General features: G+C 40.7%; 23 protein-coding genes. 15 read left to right on the top strand and 8 right to left on the bottom strand.

All coding sequences use genetic code 11. From position 1 onward, the window contains the following. Positions 1-5 precede the first annotated feature (5 nt). Positions 6-3038: a TonB-dependent receptor plug domain-containing protein gene (locus PUND_RS11275; RefSeq protein WP_010389620.1), complete on the top strand. Its 3033-nt coding sequence runs from the start codon at positions 6-8 to the stop codon at positions 3036-3038. A 65-nt stretch (positions 3039-3103) separates the two neighbouring features. On the opposite strand, the gene PUND_RS11270 is transcribed toward PUND_RS11275, so the two are convergent. The 6 genes from PUND_RS11270 to PUND_RS11245 form a co-directional block, all read right to left on the bottom strand. After that, positions 3104-3547, bottom strand: a complete 444-nt coding sequence (locus PUND_RS11270; protein WP_008468186.1) for a ferritin-like domain-containing protein — start codon at positions 3545-3547, stop codon at positions 3104-3106. A 171-nt stretch (positions 3548-3718) separates the two neighbouring features. Next, positions 3719-4657, bottom strand: coding sequence for a LysR family transcriptional regulator (locus tag PUND_RS11265; RefSeq protein ID WP_008468187.1), 939 nt, complete (start codon positions 4655-4657; stop codon positions 3719-3721). A 16-nt stretch (positions 4658-4673) separates the two neighbouring features. Further along, positions 4674-6392 carry a bifunctional isocitrate dehydrogenase kinase/phosphatase gene (aceK, locus tag PUND_RS11260; RefSeq protein ID WP_010389621.1) on the bottom strand — a complete coding sequence of 573 codons (1719 nt, stop codon included), beginning with the start codon at positions 6390-6392 and terminating at the stop codon, positions 4674-4676. A 183-nt stretch (positions 6393-6575) separates the two neighbouring features. Next, the gene (locus tag PUND_RS11255; RefSeq protein WP_010389623.1) at positions 6576-7067 is read right to left on the bottom strand and encodes a DUF4124 domain-containing protein; all 492 of its coding nucleotides are present in this window, start codon (positions 7065-7067) and stop codon (positions 6576-6578) included. Positions 7068-7212: 145 nt separating this feature from the next. Next, positions 7213-8709 carry a DUF3413 domain-containing protein gene (locus tag PUND_RS11250; protein ID WP_010389624.1) on the bottom strand — a complete coding sequence of 499 codons (1497 nt, stop codon included), beginning with the start codon at positions 8707-8709 and terminating at the stop codon, positions 7213-7215. A gap of 5 nt (positions 8710-8714) precedes the next feature. Beyond that, positions 8715-8927, bottom strand: a complete 213-nt coding sequence (locus PUND_RS11245; protein WP_008109847.1) for a YejL family protein — start codon at positions 8925-8927, stop codon at positions 8715-8717. 63 nt (positions 8928-8990) lie between these two features. Here PUND_RS11245 and yejK point away from each other — a divergent pair, with 63 nt between their 5' ends. Further along, entirely contained in the window at positions 8991-10007 is a 1017-nt protein-coding gene (yejK, locus tag PUND_RS11240) for a nucleoid-associated protein YejK (RefSeq protein WP_010389625.1), read from the top strand. Positions 10008-10380: 373 nt separating this feature from the next. Here the strand turns inward: yejK and rne are convergent, their stop codons facing one another. Then, entirely contained in the window at positions 10381-13614 is a 3234-nt protein-coding gene (rne, locus tag PUND_RS11235) for a ribonuclease E (RefSeq protein ID WP_010389626.1), read from the bottom strand. A gap of 775 nt (positions 13615-14389) precedes the next feature. On the opposite strand from rne, the gene rluC reads away from it, so the two are divergent. After that, positions 14390-15349 carry a 23S rRNA pseudouridine(955/2504/2580) synthase RluC gene (gene rluC / locus PUND_RS11230; RefSeq protein ID WP_010389627.1) on the top strand — a complete coding sequence of 320 codons (960 nt, stop codon included), beginning with the start codon at positions 14390-14392 and terminating at the stop codon, positions 15347-15349. Beyond that, positions 15346-16023: an HAD-IA family hydrolase gene (locus PUND_RS11225; protein ID WP_010389629.1), complete on the top strand. Its 678-nt coding sequence runs from the start codon at positions 15346-15348 to the stop codon at positions 16021-16023. The genes rluC and PUND_RS11225 overlap by 4 nt, the downstream gene beginning before the upstream one ends. Here the strand turns inward: PUND_RS11225 and PUND_RS11220 are convergent. Continuing rightward, on the bottom strand, positions 16010-16615 hold the full coding sequence (locus PUND_RS11220) for a Maf family protein (protein ID WP_010389632.1): 606 nt from the start codon (positions 16613-16615) through the stop codon (positions 16010-16012). The genes PUND_RS11225 and PUND_RS11220 overlap by 14 nt on opposite strands. A gap of 131 nt (positions 16616-16746) precedes the next feature. On the opposite strand from PUND_RS11220, the gene yceD reads away from it, so the two are divergent. The 11 genes from yceD to PUND_RS11165 all read left to right on the top strand — a co-directional run bounded on the left by yceD (position 16747) and on the right by PUND_RS11165 (position 25635). Beyond that, complete coding sequence (yceD, locus tag PUND_RS11215) at positions 16747-17271, top strand: 23S rRNA accumulation protein YceD (RefSeq protein WP_008109862.1); 525 nt, start codon at positions 16747-16749, stop codon at positions 17269-17271. 9 nt (positions 17272-17280) lie between these two features. Then, positions 17281-17451, top strand: a complete 171-nt coding sequence (gene rpmF, locus PUND_RS11210; RefSeq protein WP_008109865.1) for a 50S ribosomal protein L32 — start codon at positions 17281-17283, stop codon at positions 17449-17451. An 11-nt stretch (positions 17452-17462) separates the two neighbouring features. Continuing rightward, positions 17463-18500, top strand: coding sequence for a phosphate acyltransferase PlsX (gene plsX / locus PUND_RS11205; protein ID WP_008467405.1), 1038 nt, complete (start codon positions 17463-17465; stop codon positions 18498-18500). Between the two features lie 55 nt (positions 18501-18555). Continuing rightward, positions 18556-19482 carry an ACP S-malonyltransferase gene (gene fabD / locus PUND_RS11200; RefSeq protein WP_010389633.1) on the top strand — a complete coding sequence of 309 codons (927 nt, stop codon included), beginning with the start codon at positions 18556-18558 and terminating at the stop codon, positions 19480-19482. Between the two features lie 11 nt (positions 19483-19493). Further along, positions 19494-20240, top strand: a complete 747-nt coding sequence (gene fabG / locus PUND_RS11195) for a 3-oxoacyl-ACP reductase FabG (protein ID WP_010389634.1) — start codon at positions 19494-19496, stop codon at positions 20238-20240. Between the two features lie 250 nt (positions 20241-20490). After that, positions 20491-20727 carry an acyl carrier protein gene (gene acpP / locus PUND_RS11190; protein ID WP_008109873.1) on the top strand — a complete coding sequence of 79 codons (237 nt, stop codon included), beginning with the start codon at positions 20491-20493 and terminating at the stop codon, positions 20725-20727. 269 nt (positions 20728-20996) lie between these two features. Next, positions 20997-22235, top strand: coding sequence for a beta-ketoacyl-ACP synthase II (gene fabF / locus PUND_RS11185; protein WP_010389635.1), 1239 nt, complete (start codon positions 20997-20999; stop codon positions 22233-22235). 68 nt (positions 22236-22303) lie between these two features. Then, positions 22304-23101, top strand: a complete 798-nt coding sequence (gene pabC, locus PUND_RS11180) for an aminodeoxychorismate lyase (RefSeq protein ID WP_010389636.1) — start codon at positions 22304-22306, stop codon at positions 23099-23101. Beyond that, positions 23101-24087 (top strand): endolytic transglycosylase MltG, encoded by a 987-nt coding sequence (gene mltG, locus PUND_RS11175; protein ID WP_010389638.1) that lies wholly within the window; start codon positions 23101-23103, stop codon positions 24085-24087. Before pabC ends, mltG begins: the two co-directional genes overlap by 1 nt. 5 nt (positions 24088-24092) lie before the next feature. Beyond that, the gene (tmk, locus tag PUND_RS11170) at positions 24093-24719 is read left to right on the top strand and encodes a dTMP kinase (RefSeq protein WP_010389641.1); all 627 of its coding nucleotides are present in this window, start codon (positions 24093-24095) and stop codon (positions 24717-24719) included. Position 24720: 1 nt separating this feature from the next. Next, positions 24721-25635 (top strand): DNA polymerase III subunit, encoded by a 915-nt coding sequence (locus tag PUND_RS11165; protein WP_010389643.1) that lies wholly within the window; start codon positions 24721-24723, stop codon positions 25633-25635. Positions 25636-25637: the final 2 nt, after the last annotated feature.

Genomic DNA, 25637 nt, shown 5'->3' with positions numbered 1-25637 from the left:
TGGTAATGAAAATCACGCCATTGTTAATCAATGTTACTCATAAGGGTGTAAAAAGTAATTTAAAGATTAAAAAAATGATAAAAACCTATAGAGGATTTTTGTTTGCTAACTGTTTATATAAGTTGCGCAGTAACCATACGTGTTATTTAAGTCCGTTGGGACTCGTTGCACCGCTATTTTTTAGTATCAGTGTGCACGCGAGTCAAACTGAGGGACAAATGATGCAGTTTGATATAAAAGCGCAACGAGCAGACAAAGCCTTAATAGAATTTGCTAAGCAAACTGAACAAACAGTGGTTTTTTCGTATGAGCTTGCTAAACAGTACGAGGCAAATTCATTATATGGATTTTATTCTCAACTCGATGCGCTAAACGCATTGTTAGCTGAGACTGAGCTCGATGCGGTTGTTGATCAAAATGGTTTACTGAGTATTAAACTCAAACAAATCAATAGGAAAGATAACAACATGATGAAGCTTTCAGGAGTTAGTGCTGCCGTATTACCTGCTTTACTTGCAGTTAATTCACAAGGAATAAATGCCGCTGAACAAAGCGCAGAACAAAACATCGAAAAAATTGCTATTGTAGGTAGTCGTGTCGCAGGACGTTCAGTTGAAGACTTACCTGTCCCCGTTGATATTTTAAGTGCAGAAGCACTCGAAAATACCGGTCAAACTGAAGTTGGCCGCATGCTTCAAGCTATCGCACCTTCTTTTAACTTTTCAAGTTCATCTATTAGTGATGGTACTGATGCATTAAGACCCGCAACCTTACGTGGCCTTGGCCCGGATCAAACATTGGTATTGATCAATGGTAAGCGTCGTCATCAAGCCAGTATTATCCACATTAATACTTCTGTTGGTCGTGGTACTGCGGGTACTGACATGAATGCGATTCCAGCCTCAGCCATTAAACGTATTGAAGTACTGCGCGACGGCGCTGCGGCTCAATATGGTTCGGATGCAATTGCCGGTGTTATTAATATCGTGCTAAAAGATGGCAGCGAAGGTGGTAAAGCGGCCGTTAACTACGGTGAGTACTCTGAAGGTGATGGCGAAACCGTTAATATCGACTTTAATAAAGGCTTTGCTTTAGGTGATAACGGTTATTTAAATACAACTATTAACTACCGTGATCGTGCACCAACTAACCGTGCAGGCCTTCATGGCTCATGTCAGTTCTATGGCTGTACTGAACTTTCTGATGGTACCTTGCTTGCAGGTGACCCACGCGAATTAACCGCACCGCGTGATACATTCAGAATTGGCGATGCTGATTCTCAACAATTTGGTTTAACAGTTAACACCGGCTACGAATTAGGAGCGGGTGAACTATACGGTTTTATTACCTATTCAACTCGTGATAACGAATCAGCAGCATTTTTCCGCCATAATGCTAATGCAGGTGGTAACCCGGTACTTCAAGATGGCGATGCAACTATCCCAGCTGGCTTCTTACCTAAAATAAATACCACGATTGATGATATTTCCTATAACTTTGGTTATAAAACTGAATTTGATAACGACTCAAGCTTAGATTTATCGTACACCTATGGTGAAAACAGTATTGACTACACAACCAGCGATACTATTAACGGCTCTTACGCGAATTTTTTACGTTATGATCAAGGCCTAAGTGCAGCAGATATTCGCGCCACGATTCCACGTCAAGGTTATGCTTATGGCATGGAGCTATCATTGCAAACGATCAATCTTGATTTTACTCAAAATTTTGATGATTACTCATTGGCAATGGGTGCTGAAATTCGTACCGATGAGTACCGAATTTTAGAGGGTAGTGAATATGCATATCGCGATTACGATACCAACAATGGTGTTAATATTTACGATGGGCTAAGCGGTGGTATTGGCAGCGAAAACGCATCCGGTGGCACACAAGGCTTTGGTGGTTCATCGCCAGCGTCGTCGGTTGATGAGTCGCGTGATGTGATCTCGTTTTACTTAGACGCTGAAGCTTACGTTATTGAAGATGTAATTATCTCAGGGGCGTTACGTTACGACAATTACAAAGGGTTTGGCGATACAGTTAACTTTAAACTAGCCGGTAACTGGTCAGTAACTGAAGATATTTCACTTCGTGGTGCGCTAAGCTCAGGCTTTAGAGCACCTTCAATGCAGCAGTTGTATTTTAACAACATCAGCACACAGTTTGTTGTAGGCCCTAATGGTAACTTAGTGGCTGAAGAAGTGGGCACCTTTAGAAACGATTCAACCCTTGCGCAAAGTTTAGGTATTCCTAAGCTCACAGAAGAGAAATCTCAAAACCGCAGTTTAGGTATCGTTTATAACGTAAGCGATAATATTAATGTAACCCTAGATTACTACTCAATCGATATTGACGACCGTATTGTAATTAGTAATCGCTTAGGTAAAGGCTTATCAAGCAGTCTTGATGCTGCGTTATTAAGCTCAGGTGCGGGTGCAGGGCAGTTTTTCTTAAATGGCGCTGACACTGAGACACAAGGTATCGACTTTGTGGCTACATGGAATACAGAAGGACTTGGCGGCACGCTTGATTTCACGCTAGCGGCTAACTTTACAGAAACCGATGTGGTGTCGTTATTTACACCAGCAGGATCTGGTCTTGAAACCGTGCCAGTCGATGATGTGTTTTCTGATCAAGAAATTTCTATTATTGAAGAATGGCAGCCAGAAGATCGAATTAACTTAAGTGCACTTTATCGTCGCGACGACTGGACCGTAAACCTATCGCTTAATCGCTTTGGTGAATACACAGTGGAAGATGGCGGCCGCCAGACTTATGGTGCTGAAATTTTAACTGACATCAAAGTAAATTACTTTGTGACTGATGACTTATCGGTAAATATTGGCGCAAATAACTTATTTGATGTTTACCCAGATGAAAACACCATAGGTAATTCACGTTCAGGCACAATTGTAGATGCTCAAGGTAACACCATTGTAAGCAGCGATGGTGTATTTAAGTACTCACGTCGTTCAGCGCCATTTGGCTTCAACGGTGCTTACTACTACGTAGGTGCAGAGTACCGCTTTTAATTAATAACTCTCCTATTGTTATTTAACAACCAAAGGGCCGTAAGGCCCTTTTATCGTTTTTAAACTTAATGTTTTTGCATTTTACTCATTTCAGCATGGCAGCTCTGCATAGTAAGTAATACTTTTGATAACGCTGCTTCACAATCGTGAGACTGAGGCTTTTTCAACGCTACTTTAATTTCTTCTAAGGTTTTATCTTCTACTTCCTCAAGCTCTTTAACGTAGGTTTGATCGTTATCGTTAGCAAATTTACTAATCAAAGTAGTAAATGCACGGCGTGCTTCTACAACAAACGACGAGCCATCTTCGCGCTCACCTTGTTGATTAATTGCGTAAGGTTGTAAACTCTCCACACTGACTTTACGAGCGTCAATCATACGTTGGAATAGGGCTCCTATAGCGGGGTCTTGTACTTTATCTTGTGCTGTTTGGTAAAAGTCGATGCCGCTATTCATTACTTGGATAATGTCGGTAATATGATTAATTTCTTGTCCTTGATGGGTGCTCATAATAATGACCTCTGTTAATTTAAAATACAGTGATTACTAAGCAAGCGCTATTCCAAGTAGGTTTTGTTTTTTAAGCTTTTGTATTTTATGGTTTTTAATTTTTTTAATAGTTTGGTAGGCTTGCTAACTAAGCGTTAGCAAGCAAATTTTACATTAAGGTATGTAAGAAGGTTATTTTAGCTCATCCGCTACTTCAGCTACTTTTTGGCGTAACCAAATATGACTAGCGTCTCTGTGTAATAAAGGACTCCATATCATATCAAGTTCAAATGGCGGGATAGGAAAGGGTGGCTCCAGTATTTTAAGCCCAGGATCGTCTAAATAAATATTGGCCGCTTTTGAGGGCAAAGTCGCAACTAAATTTTTCTCTTTGGCTAAGTGAACAGCCACATGATAGTTACGAGTAAAAGTGGCAATATTACGGTGTTTACCAAAATGCGCCAGTGCCTCATCAACCCAGCCCAGCTTTTGCACATCTTTAGGGTCCATCCCCACACCAACACCAAAGCCTGTTTTACTTACCCAAATATGGCGAGCTTTTAAATAGCTGTCTAGGCTAAAGTTTTCAATAATGGGGTTATCTGATTTTACTAAACAACAAAAGCTGTCTTTCCAAATACGTTTATGATGAAACGATTGTGGTAAATTTTCAAAGCGGTTAATCGCCATATCAACTTTACCGTTTTCAACATCGTGAAAGGTAACATCACTAGGAGTTAAAATATCTAAGGTGGTGTCGGGCGCTTCTTCGTGTAGTTTCCCTAATAAACGCGGTGCCATGGTACTGGCCGCGTAATCACTGGCCATGATCCTAAACACTCGCTTACTTTGTTTAGCTTCAAACTCACGATTAGGTGCCAGCGTTTCTTCAAGGGTCATCAAGATTCCACGAATCACAGGCTGCAACTCAATAGCACGCTCAGTCGGTACCATACCATCGCTGGTACGCACTAAAATAGGATCATTAAAAAGGTTACGTAGGCGTTTAAGTCCGTTACTCATTGCCGGTTGAGTAATGCTAAGCTGGTTTGCAGCACGAGTAACATTACATTCGCGCAGTAATGTATCGAGGTAAACCAGTAAATTTAAATCTATTTTACTTATATTCATTGTGTGTCCTTAACGTTTACCAATAATGGATAAAACGCTGTGCTGTAGGATAGGGGTAAATATGACTCACCTTTCCATTTTTTATATTTTGTTGTGCTTGTTTCCAAAAGTTAACATCAAGTAATTCAGGGTGCGTGCTAGTTAAAAATTGTTTATATGTTGGATTAGGCATTACAAAGGTACATAGCTGCTCTGGAAATACATCTTGAGGTGCAACCGAGTAACTTTGTTCGTCCATTAAATAATCGTCATAACTGTTTGCTTTAGGTAGCGCTCTAAAGTTCATGTCTGTTAAATATTGCACTTCATCGTAATCATAAAAAATAATACGTTTGTGCTTACTTACACCAAAGTTCTTTAACAGCATATCGCCAGGGAAAATATTCACGGCAATCATTTCTTTAAGCGCCTGGCCATACTCTTCAATGGCATCGGCAGCACTTTTTTCGTCTGCATTTTCTAAAAACAAATTAAGCGGTGTCATTCGCCGTTCAATGTATAAATGTTTTATGATTAACCAGTCACCCTCAATCACCATCGATGAGCCAATGGTTTTGTGCAACTGTGCTAACAAGTTACTATCAAATCGTGCCAAAGGAAATACGACGTTTGAATACTCTATGGTGTCGGCCATTCGCCCTACACGGTCGTGGCTTTTAACCAGTTGATAGCGTTTTAATACCGTTTCGCGACCAAAAGGCTTACTTTCGCCAAATTTATCTTTGATGACTTTAAATACATAACCAAATGAGGGCAGGGTGAATACCATCATCACCATACCCGGTGTACCCGGAGCAATGGTAAATTGATCATTAGAATGGGTTAAATGATTCAAAAACTCACGGTAAAATTCAGTTTTCCCTTGTTTATGAAAACCAATGGCGTTGTAAAGCTCGGCTAAGGTTTTATTCGGCATGAGTTGGTTTAAAAACCGCACTAACGCTGAGGGGGCGTGAGTTTCTACCATAAAGTAAGCTCGTGCAAAGCCAAAAATAACCCGCATTTGCGACGACTTTGTAAGTAAGGCATCTAAATAAAGGCCTTTATCTTCATGGTGTAACACGGCAATAATAAAGGGCTGAACGCCACTTTGCGATACAACGCGCCCCACAATGTATGCGGCTTTATTGCGGTAAAACGGCGTGTGTAATATATCAAAACGCATTTGCCAATGCTGGTGGTGAGTATCGGGAGCTTGCTTATAAAACGCTTTTACTAATAAACGAATATCACGCTCAAGGTTAACAAAATCGGCTTTAAAATCAAAGTGGTTAATAATGCGTTTAATTGTTGGTTTTAAACCATCCACGACGGGGAAGTAGCTTCTGTATTCTGCTTCTACAGGCACTGAGGGCGCATCTTTGAGTGTCGCTTCAACAAAAATAAAGTCGTTATGAAAATAGCGGCGGTGGTATAAGCGGCAGAATACAGAGTTATAAAATGTTTCGGCAAGCTCAGCCTGCGGGTGAAAACATAAAAAATGCTGGTAAATTTTTTTTACTTCAAGCCATAAACTTTCGTTTAGCTGGTCTGTTTGTTGGCGTTCACGTAAGGTTTTTGTGGTTTCGTTAACTCGATCATCATAATAGCTAATACGTAGGCGGCTAATATCATTGATTGCTTGCCAATCTCTTTTAGCAAACGCATAAGGTGCTTTTGCTGTTGTTCTTTGAAACAGCAGGTAATGTTTTTTAAATCCGGTTAAAATTAACTCAGCAATTTGGCGTGGTTGCATCAGTACTCCTTAATTGACGCCTTTAGGTGTTTAGCAAAGTGCCGGTGGATACCATTTAATTTGTAAAAGCGGGTCAAAGGAAATTGCATCACTAAACACGTATTAGAGTTTGTACTCTACGGTTGTTAAGGGTATGTTATTTTATGTTTAAAACCAAGCTAATTAAGATGATATTTATTTAAGTTAATTAGAGTCTGCTTGGTAGGCATCAATCTTTTTTTGTAATTTCTTAATTCGCTTTTCAATTAACGTTTTATCTTTTTTATATTGCTTATCTAAGCTTTTTTGCGTCTTTTTAATATCTTTGCTAATTCGTTTTTTATCATCCGCACTTAATATATGATTTAACCGCTGTTGTTGTTTAAAATCAGCTCTGTCTTTCTCTCGCGAAAGTATAGCGAGTTTATGCTGGTTACTGCGTAGCTCCGCCTCTAAGTTAGTAATTATGGTGTCGCGTTCAAGTTCGTTTAACTGCTTAGTGTAGTTTATTTCTTCACCTGCTTGTTTTGGCTCGGTGGCAGTTATTTTATGAACGGTTGCATTGTTACTACAAGGTAATTGTGAAAAGGTAGTCCCTTCTGGGGTTACGCATTTGTAATAGGTGGTTTGAGCTAATGCAAAAGAGCTGAAGCTTAAAAGGCAGGCAGTAGTGATCAGATTAATAACGCTGAACATAATGATTATCCTTTGTATATTCTGATCGAGTTAATAATTTTTAATGATAAAAACTATAACCTAGCTTGGGGGGATAGCAAGTGCAAAGGAGTAATAACAGAAACTAAGCGAGTCAGTTTTAATGACTCGCTCGTATTATGAGGTGCTATTGAGAAAATGTTTTAAGCTTTTTAATACTGTGCACTAAAAACGGAATATCAAGTCCTTGCTCAATTGAAAACCCTTCAGCTGCGGAAATATTTCTAAAGTTTCCATCACGATCAATCAGCGTAATTCTATCTTTTTTATAAGCAATTACGACGCCTTGTGAGTAATTAACGCCAATGTTATTACTTTTATTGTATAAATTTTTCCCTAACATTGTCTGCTCTGCAAGCGTATTACAGTTTAAGTATTGGCCAAGGCTAGTAGCAAGAATGTCACTAGGTTGAATTAAGCCATTCACTTTAGAAATAAACTTATCTGAGCTATACAAGGTTGACGTGGTCACTATTTCATTGCTGTTTTGAGACACACTAAATGCAAAAAACTCAGTAGTGTCATTGCGTACAGTCGTATTTTCGGTTGCTTTAATAATTCTGATTGCACTGTCTTTGTGTGCTTGCTCGTTAATAAAGCTCAGCTCATCAATACCAAATACTTCTACACTACGGCGTTGGCTTTGCCAAACAGGTAACGTTTGTTGCTCAATAATATCAGTTTTATAAAATGCAGGCAGACCATACACCAAACCAAAAAGCATGTCGCTATGATCTGTGGGTTGTAAAAACTGCTGATTTTTATAAATGCCTTTTTTGCTAGCAACAAATTTTGCTAACTGTTCGTCATTATCAAACACTAAAATATCAACTTTAGCTGCGTTGTAATCTTCACATTTTGCTAATGGGGTAGGTATTTGGTAATTAATACCTTGGTTATTAATTTTAACATTATGTGCTTGCTCGTAGCTTTCAACATCCAATAAGTCGTTTTTAGCGAGTAAACTTTTGGCTGTAGTTGGATACGAAAGCGGTAATACGTTATCTTGTTTTGTGATATCAAATTTTAAATTTGCATCAGCCCAAATATGAATACTGTGGCTTAAGGCAAAACAGATAACTAAAAAAGAACCGGCATAACGCGCAAATTTAAATTGCTTTAAACGCCCTAAATGGTGCCAAGTAAAGTTACTAACCGTAAGCTGAAAGCCTAAAATGAGTAACACAATACTGCCAGCAAGCAAGGTAGTAAGCGCAGGTGAATTTGTTAAGCGGTGCCACAACAACGAAATAATTTCAGGCAGCGCTGAGGCATTTAAGTGATAGCCCAAGTTAAAATACACATAAGCGTCTAAAGTCAGTATTGAAGCACCTATTGTTGCTATCACTGCCGCCATACCACGAATATGCTGCGGATAGGGAAACACTAAACTTAAAGGAAAAACCGTCAGCACAAACGCTAAAAAGGCAATAAAGCTGGTGTGGCTTAGCCACGTAACCACCATATAAGTGATACCTATATAAGTAGTGGGCGGTGAGTCGGCAAATAAATAGCTTAAGCTAATTAAAAGCGCTAAACCAATATTGGCAAATGTAAACCAATGGCCCCAACTTAATAATTGACTTGCTTTCGATGAAAACTGGTTATGCTGCGATAAATTCATAGAGTTTATTTAACCGACTGAGCGAGTGCTTTTGCAAAGTTCTCAGTAACAGCTTGTCTTTTCCCTGTTGGTACATGCTCTTTTAAGATATGCGTGATAGAATTTCCTAAACACATAAGACTTAAATCAACCGGCGCATTGTGTTTTGATAAAACATCAATAAGCTGATCGACGATTTGTTCTACTTCTTCATTAGAGTATTTTGATAAGATTGGCATCAGTTGGTTCAATAAAAATAGTTATATTCCCGTATTTTAACACCAGAGGCGTGAAAAACAAAGATGGCAATAGATGTTAAAAAATTAGTCGTGCACTATGTAGACAAAAAAGATGACGACACCCAAATTCACCTTCGCAACGACGAAATGATGATCAACGACAAAGTTGCTGTATTCATTGAGCAATTACACCACGCCTACAACGGCAAGCCAGGCAAAGGTTTTTGTGCTTTTAGTGGCGAAAAAAACAGTATTGTTGCCTCTACTATGCAAAGCTATCGTAATAATGAGCTTGGCTTTTGGCATATGACCGAGCAGGCATCAACGGTATTAAAAGAAGAGTTAGATAAATACGCCTTTAATGAAACTGGCTACTTAGTATTTTGTCATTATCAGTACGTGGCTACTGATTATATGTTGATTGCCATGATCAACATTAAAGAGCACTACTCCATGACTTCAGAGCTTGATTTAGCCGCATCGCGCCATTTAGATATTTCGCGTATGCAATTGGCTGCTCGCATCGATTTAACAGCATGGGATACTCAAGCAGACGATAATCGTTATATTTCGTTTATTAAAGGTCGTGCAGGGCGAAAAGTGGCTGACTTCTTTTTAGATTTCTTAGGTTGTGAAGAGGGCATTGATCCTAAGCAACAAAGCCAAGTAATGCTAAACGCGGTAGAAGACTACTTATCAGAGCAAGAATTTGATAAGTCTGAAAAAGACGATTTACGTAAGCAAGTATTTGATTATTGTAACGACTGTGTCACTACTGGCGAAGAGGCTAATGTAAGTGAGCTTTCAGCAACGCTGACTAAAGGCGACGACAACCCGTTTGAGAGCTTTTGTAAAGAGCAAAGCTATGACCTAGAAGAGTCATTCCCAGTCGATAAGAAAACAGTAACGAGTATGGTGAAGTTTTCAGGCTTAGGTGGCGGTGTGAGCATTAGTTTTGAGCGTAAGCATTTAGGTGAGCGTGTAACTTATAATGAAGCCACTGATACTTTAGTGATCAAGGGCATTCCGCCAAACCTTAAAGACCAACTGCAACGTTTCATGGAACAAGAGCAAGATTAAACTCACGGCGGGCGGCGAGCTACGGGTTTCGGGCTCAGGCTCGTAACCCGATCCCCACAGCCCGTTAACCTTCGATTGTAACTTTACCCTCTAAAAGCGCAGCGTCTCTTAGCTCTCTTTGTGCATAATTTTCTTAAGATCTAATTGCACGGAGAGAAGAGAATGAGGATTAAATGAGAAGATAAAACAGGTATTAGCAGATAACTGGTAGACGTAGAGCTTGCTCACGTGTGAAGCGAAGCTTCAAATGTTTTAACCTTAACCCGCTCCTCGCAGCCCGAACCCCGTTGCGAGTTACATAAATATCAGGCAATAAAAAACCGCGTTAAAATCAATTAACGCGGTTTTTTTAGCTGTTAACTAAACTTAGTGCTTATTCAGCATTAAGTGTTTTAGTCATTGCTGAGCTAGCACGACCTGCAGGTTTTACCGAGCCAGGGCGAAGGCCACTGTCAGGGATTAACTCACGCTTGTCATGTGCCATTGCAACTGATGTATGCTTGATTTCGCTATCAGCTACAGGTGTTGGCTGTGCCATTGGCGCACTTGCATGTCCAGCTGTAATCACTGTTTTAGCGTTTACATTAGCTGAGCTCGCTTGCGACACTTTCTCAGGCTGACTTTCAACTAAAGGCGCTTCTTTAGCTTCTACAGGTGTTTCAGTAGCACTAACCGGTGCGGTTTCTGCTTCAATAGCGACTTCTTCAGTTTGCACTTGTTCTTCAGTTTTTACTGGCTCTTCAGTTTGCACTGGTTCTTCAGTTTTTACTGGTTCTTCAGTTTTTACTGGTTCCTCAGTTTTCACTGGTTCTTCAGCTTTCACTGGTTCTTCAGTTTTCACTGGTTCTTCAGTTTTCACTGGTTCTTCAGTTTTCACTGGTTCTTCAGTTTTTACTGGTTCTTCAGCTTTAACTGGCTCTTCAGCTTTAACTGGCTCTTCAGCTTTCACTGGTTCTTCAGCTTTCACTGGTTCTTCAGTTTTTACTGGTTCTTCAGTTTTTACTGGTTCTTCAGTTTTTACTGGCTCTGCAGTTTTTACTGGTTCTTCAGTTTTCGCTAATTCTTCTTCAACAATGTTTTGCTCAACTGCATCAGAGGCATCAACGGCCGTTTTATGTGCTTTTGCTTTTAGCTCTGCTTCATATTCAGCTGCAGCTTGATCAGCAACGGGTACAAACGCAGGCGCTTCATCAGACTTTTCTTGCGCGTTTTCACCTTCAGGGCGACGACGACGCTGACCTGATGCACGAAGATGACGTGGTGAACGACGTGAACGAGTGCGTGTTTGCTCTTGTTCTTCATCTTGTGATACTGCGTTATCGTTTGAATCAACAACAGCTTCTGCTTGTTCTTTAGCAGGTGCAGGTGCTTTTTCATCTGATACAGGCGTTTGCTTTTCAACAACAGGTGCTTGCTCTTTCACTTGTGGCTTTTCTTCTTTCACCACAGGTTGCTCAACAGGTTGTTCTATTGTTTGAACTTGCTCAGCACTTTCGTCTTGTACGCGAACTTTTTTGCGTAAATTACGACGTTGACGACGTACTTTAGGCTTTTGCTCTTTTGGCTCTGCATTCTTATCAGATTTAGGTGCAGTATCAGCTTTTTGAGTTGCCTCTGCTTTTACTTGCGTTTTATCTTCTGTTTTATGCTCAGGACGTTTACGCGTATTTGAATTACGACGGCGCTTATTGCGGTTCTCATTCTTTTCTGGCGTATCATTTACAGGTGCTGACTCATTTTTAGTTTCAGACTCTGTATTACGTTCGTTGCGTGGTTTATTACGTGGGTTATTATTGCGACGACGTTGGTTGTTGTTTCGACGACGATTATCATTGCCACGGTTGTTATTGGCACGCTCTTGAGATTTCTTATCTGTAGACTCTTGTGTTGTTTGCTCACTTTCACTTGCAAATAACGACTTAATCCATTTTCCAAGTGCAGTAAATAAGCCAATTTCAGCTTTTGCTTCTACTACTGGCGCAGCTTTTGCTGCTGCTTGTGGAGCAGGGCTAGAAGGCATAACGACACCTTTAAGCTTCGGCTCTTCACGTACAGGTGCTGCTGGCGATTTAGACATTTCAAATGCTTCAGGCTCAGGCGCAACAACTTGCTCATAACTTACTGTTTCAAGTGTTTCGTCTTTACGTAAACGCATAACTTCGTAATGTGGTGTTTCCATGTGTTGATTAGGAATAATCACTACATCACATTTATGATGCTTTTCAATGCGGTGAACGCTACGACGTTGCTCATTTAATAAATAAGCGGCAACGGCAACAGGCACTTGTGCGTTTACTTGTGCAGTGTTGTCTTTAATTGCTTCTTCTTCAATCAAGCGTAAAATTGATAGTGCAATTGACTCGTTTGAACGAATAGTACCTTGACCACTACAACGTGGACAAACACCTTGGCTTGCTTCACCTAGTGAAGGGCGTAATCGCTGACGCGACATTTCAAGTAAACCAAAGCGCGAAATTTTGCCAATTTGTACACGGGCACGATCTGGGCGAGCAGCATCTTTTAAGCGGTTTTCTACTTCACGTTGATGACGTGGAGGTGTCATATCAATAAAGTCGATAACAATTAAACCACCTAAGTCACGTAAACGAAGTTGACGTGCAATTTCATCCGCTGCTTCTAGGTTGGTGTTAAGTGCTGTTTCTTCAATATCACCGCCTTTTGTTGCTTTAGACGAGTTGATATCAATAGAGGTAAGTGCTTCAGTAGGGTCAATAACAATTGAACCGCCTGACGGTAAACGCACTTCACGTTGGAACGCAGACTCAATTTGGCTTTCAATTTGGTAATGCGTAAATAATGGTGTGTCACCTTGATAAAGCTTAACGCGGCTCATAAAGTCAGGACGAAAACGCTCAATGTGCGCTTTAGCTTCTTCAAAAACACGTGGTTTATCAATTAAAATTTCGCCAATGTCACGACGTAAATAATCGCGAATAGCGCGGAAAATAACGTTACTTTCTTGGTGAATTAAGAATGGCGCTTTAGCACTGTCTGCCGCTTGTTGAATGGCTTCCCAGTGGACTAATAATGCTTTTAAATCGTAGTTTAGTTCTTCAAACGATTTACCAACACCCGCAGTACGTACAATTAAGCCCATACCTTTAGGTAGTTCTAAACGGCTTAGCGACTCTTTAAGTTCAGTACGCTCATCACCTTCGATACGGCGAGAAATACCGCCAGCGCGAGGGTTGTTTGGCATAAGCACTAAGTAGCTGCCGGCAACGCTGATAAAAGTAGTTAATGCTGCACCTTTTTGGCCGCGCTCTTCTTTATCAACTTGTACTATTACTTCTTGACCTTCTTTGATCACGTCGCGAATATTCGGACGACCATGGAAGGTGTAACCTTGCGGGAAGTAAGTACGAGCAATTTCTTTTAATGGAAGGAAACCATGACGATCAGCACCGTAATCAACAAATGCTGCTTCTAAAGATGGTTCAATGCGTGTGATTTTGCCTTTATAAATATTGGCTTTTTTCTGTTCGTGACCTGGGCTTTCTATATCTAAATCATATAGGCGCTGGCCGTCAACCAGTGCTACGCGCATTTCTTCTTGCTGCGTTGCATTGATTAGCATACGTTTCATAATGTTACTCTACTAGTTTATGTCGCTGACATGACGATGTTTTTCTCGCCTGTTCAGGTGTTCCTATTTTTAGAATGTGCAGCCTCACGACTGGGTCTTTAACGGAACGGCTCTGTATTTTGGTACGCAGTATTTTAAATGCCGGCAAACAATAGGGTGTTATCACGCTATTAAATTCTAAAAGGATTCAAATGTGTCGGCTATTTAGCTCAATACACGTTTTATCCAGAAGTTGGCCTGTCATATCAATCTTGTTAAATGCATTCATATTAGGTGCGTAGGGCTCTTTAGGTTCAAACCATAGTTTCGTTTTTAAAACTACCGTTATCTATTTTATGAGCAAAAATCGCTACCGATGTTAATGAACGCTTATTTATTAGATTTTTTTAGTTCTAAATAAGCTGCTGTACGGTACTACTACAATATTTGAGCGAATTCTGAACGGCGTGTTTTTACGCCGTCACTATCAGACAAATTATCTGTTCATTGCTTTTACTATCACATTAAAAATCAATTCATGTTCAAACTTAACCAGCAATATATTACGCGCATTGCCGTTAGTTGTGCGCACGTGTTAACTGGGTATGTATAAAAGCTTTGGAAAACTTAACTCGGATCTGTATGATCGGTTACCCAGAATGTGCATCACGAATGTTTTGTTGTGTTAAAAAGCACCGTTGTTATTTGCAAATACTAAATATTTGCGCTGCTGATTATCCCACTATTATAACCGTGTTAGCAACTAAATTATTTTACTTAAATCAGTGATTAGGCAATGTCAGAAAAAACCGGCTTACAAGTAACTTTTGTCACTATCAACGAAGACCACTTAGGTCAGCGTATTGATAACTTTCTTATTACCCATTTAAAAGGGGTGCCTAAAAGCGCAGTTTACAAAATTCTTCGTAAGGGTGAGGTGCGTGTAAATAAAAAACGTATTAAGCCTGTTTATAAATTGCAGCTAGACGACGTTATTCGTATACCGCCAATTAGAGTGTCAGAACGTGAAGAGTTTGTACCCTCAAAACTCGATAAAGTAACGCGCCTCGAAGACGATATATTATTTGAAGATAAATACCTGATTGTTATTAACAAGCCATCAGGCATGGCTGTGCATGGCGGAAGTGGCTTAAGCTACGGGCTTATTGAAGCATTACGTGTTTTACGCCCAGAAGAGCGCAGCCTAGAGCTTGTGCATCGTTTAGACCGCGATACCTCAGGTTGTTTACTCATTGCTAAGCGCCGCTCAGTGCTGACCGCTTTGCATGAGCAATTACGCGAAAAAACCATGGAAAAAAATTACTGGGCATTGGTAGAAGGCCAATGGGACTCTAAAACAAAAAATGTAACGGAAGGTTTGCGTAAAAATACCCTAAAATCGGGTGAGCGCGTAGTACGTGTTGATAATACCGAGGGCAAACCGTCGCATACCCGTTTTAAAGTGCTTGAACGTTTTAACGATTGCTCATTAGTACAAGCATCCCCTGTAACCGGTCGTACTCACCAAATTCGTGTGCATACTCAGTGTCAAGGCCATGCTATTGCCTGTGATGATAAGTACGGCGACCAAGGATTTGATGAGTCAATGCGTAAACGCGGTTTAAACCGCTTATTTCTACACGCGCATGATTTAAGCTTTTACCATCCTAAAAACGAAACCACTATGCGAGTAGAAGCACCGCTTGATAAAGCACTATCAAGTTGTTTAGTAAAACTTAGAGCAGCAAAAGCGTGATCGTAACCCCAATAAAACATTACAAGCTGGTGATTTTTGATTGGGATGGCACCATTATGGATTCAATTAGCAAAATCGTTAATTGCATTCGCAAAAGTGCCCAATCACATAATATTGAGCCGCCAAGCGATACCGCTAGTAAAAATATTATTGGTTTATCGCTTGAAAACGCAATCGCAACCTTGTTTCCTGATCACAGCGAACATCACGAAACGCTTATTGCAGGTTATAAACAGCAATATGCACTTGATACCACCCCAACACCGGTGTTTGATCACGTTGCACAGGTACTCATTGAGTTAAAAAATCAAGGCATAATATTGGCGGTTGCCACAGGTAAAAGCCGAGTAGGACTGGAACGCCTTCTAGATGAAAGCCAGTTGCGTCACTTTTTTAGTGCTACGCGAACCAGTGACGACGCTAAATCAAAACCCGCTCCCGATATGCTTTATCAATTGCTTGAAGAGCTAGGGATAAATGTTGATGAAGCGCTAATGATAGGCGACACGCAAATAGATATGGCAATGGCAAAAGCCGCAGGTATGGATAGAATAGGGGTAACCATGGGCGTGCACAACGCTGCGCAATTAAAAGAATTAACTCCGATTGCAACCGCTGACAACTATCATCAGTTGCAAAATATATTACTCGGGCAATCAGTTAATTTGCGCTAGGCATTTGCGCTGCTAACACATCAACACCAAACTCAGCCAATAATTGGCTGAGTTTAATCAGTGGTAAACCAATTAAGCTGTTTGGATCATCACCACTGAGTCTTTCAAATAAACAAATACCCAAGCCTTCACTTTTAAAACTTCCTGCACAGTTATAAGGTTGCTCTGCATCGCAATAAGCACTTATTTGCGCCGTTGTTAACGTTTTAAAGGTTACATTGAATGGCTCAACAATGGTTTTGCATTGCTTAGTATGTATATCGTACACACATAAGCCAGTTAAAAAGGTGACTGTTTGCCCGCTAAATAAGCTCAATTGCTTGATAGCGTTTTCTTTATTGTGCGGCTTACCTAATATTTGACCATCAAATACAGCAACCTGATCAGAGCCAATCGCGAGGCCTTGGTCAAAATGATCGATGGCTTCAGCCGCTTTTAATTCACTGAGGCGCTTAACAAGCGTGCTTGGTGTTTCGTTTTTATGCGGCGTTTCGTCAACATCCGGTGAAAAAGTTTCAAACGGCAGATTAAATTTTTGTAATAAAGACTGCCTAAATGGCGAGCTTGAGGCTAATATAAGGGGGTGCTTCATGGCATGTTTTCCTAACGTAAATCAGATTGAGTTAGGATAAATCAGATCCGTGAGTAAAACACGTGAAAAACAACGTAAAATTGGTTTTTTACTTTGACTAACTTACTAACTATCTATATGATGCAGCCCCTATGCAAAAGGTGAAAATTCCCATCACCCTTCATCCGGGCAAAGCAGCTCAGCATCGTTTAAAGTATGACGGCGTTGTACCGCTTGAGAAACTTCCTCGTTTACGAGGGGTTATCCAGGAAGAAGTAGGTGAAATAGCGGTAAAAATTCATTGCAAAAACGATGAGCAAGGTTTAGTTGTGATTAGTGGCAATTTGTCCACACACGTAACTGTAACTTGTCAACGTTGTAATGGTGATTTAGGGTTGGATTTGGATCAAGACTTTGTGTATTCGCCAGTCGGTTTGGATGCAGAGTCAGATGATCTTCCAGAAAGCTACGACGAAGTAGCACTTGATGAAAATGGTGAAATAGACGTATTTGAGCTAATCGAAGACGAACTTATTTTAGCAGTGCCATTAGTGCCTACCCACAACGAAGCTTCATGCAGTTATACAGCAGAGCCTGCCAGCTTTGGTGTTTTAAAGGCGGAAGATGATAAACCAAATCCATTTGATATTTTGAAACAACTTAAGAAAGATTCTTAGGAGAAGACTATGGCTGTACAAAAAAGCAAAAAGTCTCGTGCAAGACGCGGCATGCGCCGTTCACACGATGCGATCAGTGGTCCAACTTTAACTGTAGACCAAACATCTGGTGAGACTCATCGTCGTCACCATGTGACTGCAGATGGTTACTACAAAGGCGTTCAAGTAATTTCTAACTAAGAGATTGCTATATGCTGACTAATCTAACCATAGCGTTAGATATGATGGGGGGCGATTACGGCCCCCGTTCATCTATCCCCGCAGCCGTTCGTGCGGTAAATGCTAATGCCAACTTAAAACTCATTTTATGTGGCAACGAGCAAGTAATAGCTAAACAATTAGAATCACTCGATTCACTTTCTCATCCTAGATTAATTATTCGCCATTGTAACGACGTTGTTACCAATGCCTGCGAACCCGCTGTTGCTGTACGCTCAAAAAAAGATTCCTCCATGCGAGTTGCCCTTGATTTAGTTAAATCGGGTGAAGCGCAAGCCTGTGTTAGCTCTGGCAATACAGGGGCGCTATTTTTTATGGCGCATTACGTATTAAAAATGCTTCCAGGGGTGAAACGTCCCGCACTTATCTCTGCTGTACCTACTGAACGTAAAAACCCCGTTTACTTACTCGATTTAGGCGCCAACGTGCATTGTGATGCACAAATGTTGTATCAGTTTGGCATTATGGGCTCTGTGGTTGCAGGTCAAGCACTTGGCTGCGATAACCCTAAAGTGAGTTTATTGAATATTGGTGCTGAAGATATAAAAGGCCACGAAGAAATTAAGCAAGCCGCACAATTAATGCAACAAAGCGAGCTGATTAATTATATTGGTTACAGTGAAGGCAGCGATATTTTTTCTGGCAAGGCTGATGTTATTGTCTGTGAAGGTTTTGTTGGCAATGTTGCACTTAAAACCTGTGAAGGCATTGCTAAACTTATCATGAAAAAGTTTACCCGTGCCCTCGAAAAGCACGTCGTTTACAAGTGTATGGCGTTTATGTTGGCGCCAATCATAAAAAAACTCTATAAAAGAGTGAACCCCGACCAGTATAACGGCGCTTCTCTGGTAGGATTGCGCGGTATTGTTGTTAAAAGCCATGGAAATGCCTCAGCTAAAGCATTTCATGCCGCAATCGACGAAGCAGTGAAAGAAGTAGAACGTCAACTTCCAGATAAAATAGCTGCTATTTTCGAAAAAACACATTCTAAAGACACGGCGGTTGAATAACAGTTAACGTGCCGTGTTATAAATTATTTATTTTGTTTAATTAAAAGAGCAAATTATGGCACAAAAAATTGCACTTCTTTTTCCAGGTCAAGGCTCGCAAACTGTGGGTATGTTACAAGAGCTACTAGCGAGTTCTGACATAGTAAAAGCTACATTTGCAGAAGCTTCAACCGCACTTGGTTACGACCTAGCAGACCTTGTACTTAACGGTCCAGAAGAAAAACTAAATCAAACACACCGTACTCAGCCTGCACTATTAACCGCAAGCGTGGCTATTTATCGTCATTGGTTAGCTGCAAACCCAGATGCAGACGTCGTTATGGCAGGTCACAGCTTGGGTGAGTATTCAGCTTTAGTATGTAGCGATGTGATCAGTTTAAGCGAAGCCGTAAAACTGGTTGAAAATCGCGGTTTATACATGCAAGAAGCCGTACCTGCTGGTGTAGGTTCTATGGCCGCAATCATTGGTTTAGGCGACGATGAAATTAAAGCCGCTTGTGCAGCAGCGGCACAAGGTGAAGTGGTTTCTCCAGTAAACTATAACTCGCCAGGGCAAGTGGTTATTGCCGGTCATAAAGATGCAGTTGATAGAGCCTCTGTTGCTTGTAAAGAAGCCGGAGCAAAACGTGCACTGCCATTATCGGTAAGCGTACCGTCACATTGTGAACTAATGAAACCAGCTGCTGAGAAATTAGCCACCGATTTAGCTGCTTTAACATTTAATACACCTAAGTGTGATGTAATCAATAATGTTGATGTAAAAGCAGAAGGTTCAGCTGATGCAATTAAAGAGGCATTAGTACGCCAGTTATATAGTCCAGTACGTTGGACCGAAACGGTACAAGCACTGGTTGCACAAGGTGTAACGCAAAGTTATGAATTTGGTCCTGGTAAAGTACTAACCGGGCTTGCAAAACGTATTGATAAAGCGATGGTGTGTGGTTCAGTTAACGACCTTGCATCAATCGATTCAGTTAAATAAGAGTATATAAAATGAGTAATTTATTTTCTTTAGAGGGCAAAGTTGTCCTGATCACTGGCGCTAGCCGTGGTATTGGTAAGGCCATTGCAAACACATTAGTAGCACAAGGTGCAAAAGTAGCGGGCACAGCAACAAGCGAGTCGGGTGCAGCTAAAATTAGTGACTACTTAGGTGATAACGGTAAGGGCTATGCGTTAAACGTAACTGATCCTGCATCGATTGAGGCGACATTAGCGGCAATTAAAGCCGATTTAGGTGATATTGATGTATTAGTAAATAATGCAGGTATTACGCGCGATAATTTATTGATGCGCATGAAAGAAAATGAGTGGGACGATATTATCGATACCAACTTAAGTTCTATCTTCCGTTTATCTAAGGCCGTACTTCGCCCAATGATGAAGAAAAAGAACGGCCGTATCATCAATATCGGCTCTGTAGTGGGTACTATGGGTAATGCTGGTCAAGCCAACTATGCAGCAGCTAAAGCGGGTGTTATCGGTTTTTCTAAGTCACTAGCGCGTGAAGTAGCTTCTCGTGGTATTACTGTAAACGTGGTAGCACCTGGTTTTATTCAAACAGACATGACCGATGATTTGACAGATGAGCAAAAAGCAGCAACGCTTGCAAACGTACCTGCGGGTCGTTTAGGTCAGCCAGATGAGATTGCAGCTGCAGTATGTTATTTAGCATCTGACGCCGCTGCGTATGTATCAGGTGAAACTTTGCATGTAAATGGTGCGATGTACATGGTTTAAGTTCGCAATGCGAATTAAATAAACTACAAATTGTATGCGGGTTTGCTAAAAAATATTGAATTTTTCGCAAACTTGCTTTAAACATACTTGAAATCGCTGTGAAAATAAGCGATAAAAGATAAAATAAACACTCAAGAGGTTTGACCAGCAAATTATTTATGGTCAAAAGATTGAATCAGAGAATTATCGGACGTAAACTACGCCGCAATCTGAAAATAACGCATTGGCGTTTTTAATAAAGGAAAGAAGAATGAGCGATATCCAAGAACGCGTAAAGAAAATTATCATCGAACAGCTAGGTGTTAAAGAAGAAGAAGTTAAAAACGAAGCTTCATTCGTTGATGACCTAGGTGCAGACTCTCTTGATACTGTTGAATTAGTAATGGCTCTTGAAGAAGAGTTCGATACTGAGATCCCAGATGAAGAAGCTGAAAAGATCACTACAGTACAATCTGCAATCGATTACGTTACAGCTCACGCTGAGTAATTAATCGCAAATTAAGGGCAGCATTCGCTGCCTTTAATCTTTATATCCAAACCACCTCAAAGTACATGATTCAATTCCAAACCCTCACTCATCATCAGCAATTAAATTGTTATTGCTTAGCGTTGGTTAATGGTTTGAGACTCGCACTTTGAGGTAGCTTGGGTATGATCATCCCCAATACTAATAACATAACTAGCAACAGCGTTAACGCTGAAATAAACTGAGCTAAGTTAATTGGTATAATAATAATTCCTTATTGGAGGCAAACCGTGGCTAAACGTCGTGTCGTCGTAACTGGCTTAGGAATGTTGACGCCGCTAGGCAATGATGTTCAATCAACCTGGCAAGGCTTATTAGATGCTAAAAGTGGTATTCAAAATATTACCCACTTTGATACATCAAAATTTGGTACTCACTTCGCTGGTTTAATCAATGATTTTGATGCATCGGCTTACATGTCACCAAAAGATGCTAAAAAAATGGATTTATTTATCCAGTATGGCATTGCAGCGGGTGTTCAAGCTTTTCAAAATTCTGGCCTCGAAGTTACTGAACAAAACGCATCACGCATTGGTGTAGCGGTAGGTTCAGGCATTGGTGGCTTAACCCTTATTGAAGAAAACCACGTAAAATTATTAAACAGCGGCCCACGTAAGTTATCGCCGTTTTATGTACCGTCTACCATTATTAATATGATCTCGGGTCATTTATCTATAATGCACGGCTTACGTGGTCCTAATATTTCAATTGTAACGGCATGTACTACAGGCCTGCACAACATTGGTCACGCCGCACGTATGATTGCTTATGGCGATGCCGATGCAATGGTTGCCGGTGGTGCAGAAAAAGCGTGTACGCCAATTGGAATGGGTGGCTTTAACGCCGCACGTGCGCTTTCAACGCGTAATGACGATCCACAAGCAGCGTCTCGCCCGTGGGATAAAGACCGTGATGGTTTCGTACTTTCTGATGGTGCCGGTGTGGTGGTTGTTGAAGAATACGAACACGCTAAAGCACGTGGCGCTAAAATTTATGCAGAGCTTGTTGGTTTTGGCATGAGTGGTGATGCGTATCACATGACCTCACCACCAGAAGATGGCGCAGGTGCAGCTCTGGCAATGGAAAACGCATTAAACGATGCGCAAGTAAATGCAGAGCAAGTTGGCTACATCAACGCACACGGTACGTCTACTCATGCGGGTGACAAAGCAGAAACGTCAGCGGTTAAAACTATTTTTGGTGATTCAGCTAAAGACGTAATGGTAAGTTCATCAAAATCTATGATGGGTCACTTACTTGGAGCTGCAGGTTCTGTTGAGTCGATAGTGTCTATTTTATCGTTGACCGAGCAAAAAGTAACGCCAACAATTAACTTAGATAACCCAGACGAAGGCTGTGATTTAGATTACGTACCGCATACAGCACGTGATGCTAAACTTGATTACGTTTTGTGTAACTCATTTGGGTTTGGTGGTACTAATGGCTCGTTACTGTTTAAAAAGGTATAATCTTTTTTAACAACGAACGACAATAAGAACCCAGTTGTTTAACTGGGTTTTTTTATGTGTAAAAAAATATGCAAACAATAATAGCAGCAAACGAAACCAGTAGCATAAGCACCCGTGATAGGGGCTTAAACTATGGCGATGGCTTTTTTACCACCGCAATTATTACTGATGGACAGGTTGAGCATTGGGCTTATCACAAAGCACGCTTGATTGAATGCGCGCAGCGTTTAGGGTTTCCGGCGCTTGAGTTTACAGCTCTTGAGTCGCACATTACTCAGCAAGTAGCATCACAGGCGCAAGCGGTTGTTAAAATCGTGGTAACACGCGGCGAGGGCGGGCGAGGCTATGCGTCACCAAGTGAATGTAATTTAAATATTATTGTGAGTGTTTTACCTTATCCAAAACATTACAACAGCTTACCAGATACCGGCATTAGTTTAGCTATTAGCCCGATTAAGCTGGCCGTTCAACCTCATTTAGCTGGGCTTAAAACTTTAAATAGGCTTGAACAAGTATTGATCAAAAATGCCCTGCAAGCTCAGCATACCGATGATGCGTTAGTCCTTGATTGCAACAACAATGTAATTGAAACCTCAGCGGCTAATATTTTTGCAATAAAAAATAATAAGGTATTTAGCCCAAGGCTAGATGAATGCGGTATTAAAGGTGTTTTTCTACAATCTTTATGTGATAAATTAGCCGTTGAATTTAAAACTGTCAGCGTTGATGACCTTACCCAAGCAGACGCCGTATTTTTATGTAACAGCTTAATGAAAATTGTGCCCGTAAAAAGTATAGGCGAGCACTATTTTGATATTGTGCACAGCCAATCATTACTAAACGAGTTACTAGCCAAGGAGGCTTAGTGTTAAAAGTTATATTATCAGTATTACTACTGGCTTTTTTTAGCTCTGTGATTGGCTACCAGCAATTACAAGCAACCATTCAAACGCCACTAAAGGTAGCTACTAATACCCAATTTAAAGTTGAAAAAGGCACCGGTTTTAATAAGTTATGTCGCCAATGGCAACAGCAGCAGTGGCTAGAGGATTGCTGGCGGTTTCAAATATTAGCTAAACTCGATCCAACCTTGACCGATTTAAAAGCAGGCTTGTACGAGCTAAGCGCAGATAGCGTGCTTAATAACATCAAAAAAATAAATCAAGGCGAGCAAATTAGTTTTAGTTTTACCATTATTGAAGGCCAAGCACTTAGGGATGTTTTAAATACCCTGAGTACTTCTACACACTTACAAAACGATTTAAAACTTGAGCAACTTGGCGAGCAAATAATAGGTAAGCAAACCCATCTAGAAGGATGGTTATTCCCCGATACCTATCATTACCATAGCAATGATACTGCCAGCAGTTTATTAAAACGCGCAGCGCAAAAGATGCAGCAAACATTAGCAGATGCTTGGCAGCAACGGGCAAGTGATTTACCTTACGATACCCCCTATGAAGCCCTGATAATGGCCTCTATTATCGAAAAAGAAACAGCGCTTGCTAGTGAGCGCCCGTTAATTGCTTCAGCGTTTATAAATCGCTTAAATACTAATATGCGCTTACAAACCGATCCAACCGTAATATATGGACTAGGCGAAGATTTTGACGGCGATATCAAACGTAAAGACCTAAGAAATTACACCCCGTATAATACCTATCGTATTAACGGATTACCGCCCACACCCATTGCCATGCCTTCCAAAGAAGCTATTTTAGCTGCGGTAAATCCGCCCAAAAGCGAGTATGTTTACTTTGTAGCCAAAGGTGATGGTAGTCATCAGTTTTCAACCACATTAAAACAACATAATGCGGCGGTTAACCAGTATATTTTAAATAAAAAGAATTAGTGTTTATGAAACCAAAATTTATAGTTATAGAAGGCCTAGAGGGCGCTGGTAAATCTACCGCCATTGCCCTGTGCCAAGACTTTTTAAATCATCACCATGTTGATTTTATTAATGTGCGCGAACCCGGTGGAACCCCACTGGCTGAATCGTTACGTACTTTAGTAAAAGCTGAGCACCAAGAAGAAATAGCTTTTGAAACTGAGCTGCTAATTATGTATGCCGCGCGTTCACAACTAATGCATAATGTGATCAACCCAGCGCTTGAACAAGGCCAGTGGGTATTGGCTGATCGTCACGATTTATCGTCACAGGCGTATCAAGGCGGCGGGCGAGGAATTAGTGCAAACACGTTAGCGTCGCTATCGTCTATGGTGTTAAAAGGTTTAAAACCCGATTTAACCATTTACCTAGATATTGACCCTGTTATTGGCCTTGAACGTGCAAAAGGCCGGGGTGAGCTAGATAGAATTGAGCAAGAAGCCATTGAGTTTTTCCAGCGCACCCGTATGCGTTACATTGAGCTTGCAAATGATGATGACAGCATAAAAACAGTTGATGCCAACCAAAGCATCGATAAAGTACATCGTGATATTACCAATGTACTACGCACATTTTTTTCAGGGTTAAAATAATATGGCATTGCCGTGGCTTAATGAGGTAGAGCAACGCTTAACTCAAAGCTATAAAGCGCAGCGTTTTCACCATGCGCAGCTGTTGTGTGGGCCCATTGGCGTTGGTAAGTTTGAACTAAGTGAGCAGCTCGCAAACAGTTTGTTATGCCAAAATACGCAAGCACAGTTAAGTAGCCCCACTAGCGTACTAAGACCTTGTGGGCACTGTAAAAGTTGTTCATTAAACTTAGCGGGTACACACCCAGACAAGCGCATTACCCAAGTAGAAGGGCAAAGCATAGGTGTTGATGATATTCGCGGCATAAGCGATTTTATGCACCAGTCCGCGGCTCAAAGTGGCAATAAAGTAGCGATTATTCAAAACTGCGAAAAAATGACCACCGCAGCGGCTAATGCGTTATTAAAAACCCTTGAAGAACCAAGTAATAGCCGGTTTTTAATTTTGACTACCAGCCAAGTGGCGCAGTTACCAGCGACTATTTTAAGCCGTTGTGCTAAAACCGAGGTTAAAGTAACTAATAATCAATTAGCTCAACAATGGCTTAGCTCTCTAGATGTGCCTAATTATCCGTGGTTGTCGTTATTTTATAGCCAACCACTACAAGTAAAGCAGTGGCAACAGCAAAATCAGCTAGAAAATATTGATACGCTTTATAAATTTGCAACTGAGTTTAAACAAAGCCATAATTTCAATGCGTTAGTCGATATAATAAATAAACAGCCTGAGCTTGTTCGTATTTTCACTTTATTTTTGAGTGAGCAGCTTAAACAACAGCTTTTAAATGGTATGAGTTTTGACTCTTACCAAGTAGCTCAGCAAGCGCTGAATGATTTTTTACAGAATAATATACAAATACTCGGGCTAAATTTACCGCTTGCGGTATCACGACTAGCGTACATATTACGTAACCAATAAAA

Source organism: Pseudoalteromonas undina (assembly GCF_000238275.3).
GTDB lineage: Bacteria > Pseudomonadota > Gammaproteobacteria > Enterobacterales > Alteromonadaceae > Pseudoalteromonas > Pseudoalteromonas undina.
This window is presented reverse-complemented; position numbering and strand designations above follow the sequence as displayed.

Bases quoted from the DNA above. Each gene is read 5' to 3' on its own strand.
- rne (WP_010389626.1), bottom strand. From the start codon at position 13,614: ATGAAACGTATGCTAATCAATGCAACGCAGCAAGAAGAAATGCGCGTA.
- pabC (WP_010389636.1), top strand. From the start codon at position 22,304: ATGCAAACAATAATAGCAGCAAACGAAACCAGTAGCATAAGCACCCGT.
- PUND_RS11275 (WP_010389620.1), top strand. From the start codon at position 6: ATGAAAATCACGCCATTGTTAATCAATGTTACTCATAAGGGTGTAAAA.
- plsX (WP_008467405.1), top strand. From the start codon at position 17,463: ATGCTGACTAATCTAACCATAGCGTTAGATATGATGGGGGGCGATTAC.
- fabG (WP_010389634.1), top strand. From the start codon at position 19,494: ATGAGTAATTTATTTTCTTTAGAGGGCAAAGTTGTCCTGATCACTGGC.
- acpP (WP_008109873.1), top strand. From the start codon at position 20,491: ATGAGCGATATCCAAGAACGCGTAAAGAAAATTATCATCGAACAGCTA.
- tmk (WP_010389641.1), top strand. From the start codon at position 24,093: ATGAAACCAAAATTTATAGTTATAGAAGGCCTAGAGGGCGCTGGTAAA.
- rluC (WP_010389627.1), top strand. From the start codon at position 14,390: ATGTCAGAAAAAACCGGCTTACAAGTAACTTTTGTCACTATCAACGAA.
- aceK (WP_010389621.1), bottom strand. From the start codon at position 6,392: ATGCAACCACGCCAAATTGCTGAGTTAATTTTAACCGGATTTAAAAAA.
- PUND_RS11255 (WP_010389623.1), bottom strand. From the start codon at position 7,067: ATGTTCAGCGTTATTAATCTGATCACTACTGCCTGCCTTTTAAGCTTC.
- fabD (WP_010389633.1), top strand. From the start codon at position 18,556: ATGGCACAAAAAATTGCACTTCTTTTTCCAGGTCAAGGCTCGCAAACT.
- PUND_RS11220 (WP_010389632.1), bottom strand. From the start codon at position 16,615: ATGAAGCACCCCCTTATATTAGCCTCAAGCTCGCCATTTAGGCAGTCT.
- PUND_RS11245 (WP_008109847.1), bottom strand. From the start codon at position 8,927: ATGCCAATCTTATCAAAATACTCTAATGAAGAAGTAGAACAAATCGTC.
- rpmF (WP_008109865.1), top strand. From the start codon at position 17,281: ATGGCTGTACAAAAAAGCAAAAAGTCTCGTGCAAGACGCGGCATGCGC.
- PUND_RS11250 (WP_010389624.1), bottom strand. From the start codon at position 8,709: ATGAATTTATCGCAGCATAACCAGTTTTCATCGAAAGCAAGTCAATTA.
- PUND_RS11265 (WP_008468187.1), bottom strand. From the start codon at position 4,657: ATGAATATAAGTAAAATAGATTTAAATTTACTGGTTTACCTCGATACA.
- PUND_RS11165 (WP_010389643.1), top strand. From the start codon at position 24,721: ATGGCATTGCCGTGGCTTAATGAGGTAGAGCAACGCTTAACTCAAAGC.
- PUND_RS11270 (WP_008468186.1), bottom strand. From the start codon at position 3,547: ATGAGCACCCATCAAGGACAAGAAATTAATCATATTACCGACATTATC.
- yceD (WP_008109862.1), top strand. From the start codon at position 16,747: ATGCAAAAGGTGAAAATTCCCATCACCCTTCATCCGGGCAAAGCAGCT.
- yejK (WP_010389625.1), top strand. From the start codon at position 8,991: ATGGCAATAGATGTTAAAAAATTAGTCGTGCACTATGTAGACAAAAAA.